The organism is Brooklawnia sp., assembly GCF_032229645.1.
GTDB lineage: Bacteria > Actinomycetota > Actinomycetes > Propionibacteriales > Propionibacteriaceae > Brooklawnia.
This window is the reverse complement of record NZ_JAVTWX010000005.1, coordinates 1-3,525: the sequence shown is the minus strand read 5'-3', so window position 1 is coordinate 3,525 and position 3,525 is coordinate 1. Positions and strand designations below refer to the sequence as shown.

Annotated in this window: 4 protein-coding genes; 2 read left to right on the top strand and 2 right to left on the bottom strand. The window is 66.5% G+C overall.

The features are described 5' to 3' along the window. Positions 1 to 80 precede the first annotated feature (80 nt). Together AAFP05_RS00315 and AAFP05_RS00310 are read right to left on the bottom strand one after the other, a co-directional pair. A complete protein-coding gene (locus AAFP05_RS00315) occupies positions 81 to 350 on the bottom strand; it encodes a GlsB/YeaQ/YmgE family stress response membrane protein (protein ID WP_341727854.1) in 270 nt (89 codons plus the stop codon). Between the two features lie 179 nt (positions 351 to 529). After that, positions 530 to 928, bottom strand: a complete 399-nt coding sequence (locus tag AAFP05_RS00310; protein ID WP_341727853.1) for a VOC family protein — start codon at positions 926 to 928, stop codon at positions 530 to 532. A 126-nt stretch (positions 929 to 1,054) separates the two neighbouring features. Between AAFP05_RS00310 and AAFP05_RS00305 the strand changes: the two genes are divergently transcribed. Then, entirely contained in the window at positions 1,055 to 2,518 is a 1,464-nt protein-coding gene (locus AAFP05_RS00305) for an MDR family MFS transporter (protein ID WP_341727852.1), read from the top strand. A gap of 39 nt (positions 2,519 to 2,557) precedes the next feature. Beyond that, the gene (gene ppk2 / locus AAFP05_RS00300) at positions 2,558 to 3,430 is read left to right on the top strand and encodes a polyphosphate kinase 2 (protein WP_341727851.1); all 873 of its coding nucleotides are present in this window, start codon (positions 2,558 to 2,560) and stop codon (positions 3,428 to 3,430) included. The last annotated feature ends 95 nt before the right edge of the window (positions 3,431 to 3,525 follow it).

The window sequence follows — 3,525 nt, the reverse complement described above, 5'->3', positions numbered from 1 at the left end:
GCTGTCTGTCATCGCACCATCGTCGCCGCGTGCGAAAGGGCCGGCAACCCCCTCGGGGGTGCCGGCCCTTGTCGTCTGGGTCAGGCTCGACGTCTGCCGCTGACCAGGCCGATCAGCCACAGCAGCAACACCGCGCCGCCGATCGCGGTCAGCATGCTGAAGATCAGCCCGCCGCCCGCGACGTTCACGTTGAACGCGCTCAGGATCCATCCACCCAGCAGGCCACCGACGATTCCGACGATGATGTTCATCAGGATGCCCATCGAGGCGTCCGTCTTCATGATCTTGCTGGCGATCCATCCGGCGATGCCGCCGAGGATGATCCAGCCCAGGAATCCCCAACTCAACATTGCTGTTCCTCCTTGTCTCGTTGCAGTTCACGTACCGTCAACTGTAGGCGGGCAGATCCCAGACCGGTCCCTGGCTGCTCCCTGGATCTGCCGAATCGACCCTTTGGGGTGGGGGCCTGCGCGAAGCCGATCCGCGTGGGGCGCGTTGGCTCAGCAGATCTCCGGGACAACCTGGCCGGTCAGGCCTGGTCGATCCTGACCACATTGCCGGACGGGTCCCGCACCGCGCAGTCGCGCACGCCCCAGAACTGATCGGTCGGCTGCTCCAGCACCTCGACGCCGGCCTGGCTCAGCCGGGCGAAGAGGCCGTCCAGGTCGTCGGTGCGGAAGTGCGCCGCGCTCAGCGCTCCTTTGGCCAGCAATCCCCGGAGCACCTCAGTGTCGGACGGCGCGTCGGCGAGGTAGTTGCTCAGCACGATCGAGAAATCCGACTGCCCCGGTGCCGCCAGGGTGATCCAGCGGTGCTCGCCGTTGGCCACGTCGTTGATCACCTCCAGCCCGAGCAGGTCCCGGTAGAAGCTGAGCGCGGGTTCGGTCTCGGTCACCGCGACGAAACAGCGGGAAACGGCAATTGTCATGACTCAGAGGCTAGACACCGGACGTCCGGGTGACTTCTCCGATCCTGACCGATCGGCCGCGCCCGCCGATTTGGTGCCGCACTCCGCACCACGTAGGGTTGCTCGGCTGCCAACGGGAAGGTGGAGATGAGTAAGACCGAGCGGGTGACCGAGGCGCCTTGGCTGGCGGCCAGGGACCGGTCCGTGATCACCATCCTGCTGGTGGCGACCTTCGTCGTGATCCTCAACGAGACTGCGCTGAACGTCGCCCTCACCTCGGTGATGACCGACCTGCACGTCGACGAGCGCACGGTGCAGTGGCTGACCACCGCCTTCATGCTGACCATGGCAGTGGTCATCCCGATCACCGGGTGGCTGCTCGAACGGATCCCGACCCGCGCCGCGTTCATCCTTGCGATGAGCCTGTTCACCGCCGGCACGCTGGTCTGCGCAGTCGCCCCGACCTTCGCACTGGTGCTGGCCGGACGGATCGTCCAAGCGAGCGGAACGGCGATCATGATGCCGCTGCTGATGACCACGATCATGCAGCTGGTGCCCCCCGCGCATCGCGGGGCCGTGATGGGCAACATCTCACTGGTCATCTCCGTGGCGCCCGCGCTCGGCCCGACCCTGGCCGGGGTGGTGCTGCAGTTCAGCAGCTGGCGCGGCGTCTTCGCGTTGATGGTGCCGATCGGCCTGGCCATGCTGATCGGCGGGGCGCTGCGAATCGCCAACGTCAATGAGCCGGTCCGGGTCCCTCTCGACGTGCTCTCGATCCCGCTCACCGTGCTCGGCTTCGGCGGCCTGGTCTACGGGCTCAGCCTGATCGGCGACACCGGCGCCCCGGCGGCCGAACTGGCCACGGTGTTCTCGATCGCCATCGCCGCCCTGATCGCCTTCCTCTGGCGGCAGCTGCTGCTGGCCCGCAGCGACCGCGCCCTGCTCGACCTGCGCGCCTTCCGGCACGGTGCGTTCACGATCAGCGTCGTGGTGATGGCACTGGCGATGATGGCGCTGTTCGGCACCATCATCATGCTGCCGCTGCTGTTGCAGCGCGCCCTGCACCTGCCCGCGCTGAGCGTGGGGCTGATCCTGCTTCCCGGCGGCCTGCTGATGGGCGTGCTCGGCCCGATCGTCGGACGGCTCTACGACCGGGTCGGCGCCCGGCCGCTGATGCTGCCCGCCTCGGTGCTGGTGGCCGGCGTGTTCTGGGTGCTGTCGACCATCGCGCCGGACACCCAGTGGTGGCTGGTGCTGGTCTGCCACATGGCGATGAGTGCGTCGTTCGCCTTCATGTTCACCCCGTTGTTCACCATCGCCCTGGGCTCGCTCCCCCGGCAGCTCTACACCCACGGCTCGGCGATCGTGGGCACCGTGCAGCAGCTCGCCGGAGCCCTGGGCACCGCCGTGTTCGTGACGGTCTTCGCCACCCAGTCCGAGGCTCGGCGACAGACCGGGGCCGGGGTCGAGGCGAGCCTTCTGTACGGCTCGCACCTGGCCTTCATCGGTGCCGGAGCGGTCTGGCTGCTGGCCATCGTGGCCATCGCCTTCCTGCGGACGCCCGAGCCCGAGGCCGAGGCTTCGCACGGAACCGAACGCGATTTGGATTGAGTGCTGGTGGGCCGCGGCCGGATACGGCACGATACGCCCATGGCGAAACTTCCAAAGTTGGATAACGAGCTCTACGAGGCAGAGTTGCTGCGGTTGCAGTCGGAACTGGTGGAGATGCAGGAATGGCTGCGTACCGAGGGTAAGCGGCTGGTGGTGGTGTTCGAGGGGCGTGATGCTGCGGGTAAGGGTGGTGCGATCAAGCGGATCACGGAGTATTTGAGTCCGCGGATCGCGCAGGTGGTGGCGTTGCCGGCTCCGACGGAGCGGCAGCAGTCGCAGTGGTATTTCCAGCGGTATATCCAGCATCTGCCGTCGGCTGGTCAGATCAAGTTGTTCGATCGGTCGTGGTACAACCGGGCCGGTGTGGAGCGGGTGATGGGGTACTGCAGCACCGCGGAGCATCGGCGCTTCCTGCGGCAGTGTCCGATCTTCGAGCGGATGCTGATCGAGGACGGGATCATTCTTCGTAAGTACTGGTTCTCGGTGTCGGACAAGATGCAGGAGAAGCGGTTCAAGTCGCGGTTGACCGATCCGATGCGGCAGTGGAAGTTGTCGCCGACGGATCTCGAATCGTTGACCCGGTGGGAGGACTACTCGCGGGCCAAGGATGAGATGTTCGTGCACACCGATATTCCGGAGGCACGGTGGAATGTGGTGGAGTCGGAGGACAAGAAGCGGGCGCGGATCAACATGATCGCGCATCTGCTGGCGTCCATTCCGTATGAGAAGGTGGAGCGGCCGGCGTTGAAGCTGCCCAAGCGTCCGCCGTCCACCGGCTACCAGCGCACCGACCGCGGCCTGCAGTCCGAGGTGCCGGACGTGACCGTCGGGCTCGAGCGGAAGGCCAAGGCGGCCAAGTACGTGGACCCCGAGGATGACGATCACCACGACGAAGAGACCCACGAGGGCTGACCCGCAGGTCCGAGGGTTCTGGACGGCTCGAAGGCGCGCCCTGCTCCAGGGCGCGCCGTCGATGCGATACTGACCGCGTGCCAAGCAAGCCGCCG

Coding starts and splice junctions, on each gene's coding strand:
- AAFP05_RS00315 (WP_341727854.1), bottom strand. CDS start 350: ATGTTGAGTTGGGGATTCCTGGGCTGGATCATCCTCGGCGGCATCGCC.
- ppk2 (WP_341727851.1), top strand. CDS start 2,558: ATGGCGAAACTTCCAAAGTTGGATAACGAGCTCTACGAGGCAGAGTTG.
- AAFP05_RS00305 (WP_341727852.1), top strand. CDS start 1,055: ATGAGTAAGACCGAGCGGGTGACCGAGGCGCCTTGGCTGGCGGCCAGG.
- AAFP05_RS00310 (WP_341727853.1), bottom strand. CDS start 928: ATGACAATTGCCGTTTCCCGCTGTTTCGTCGCGGTGACCGAGACCGAA.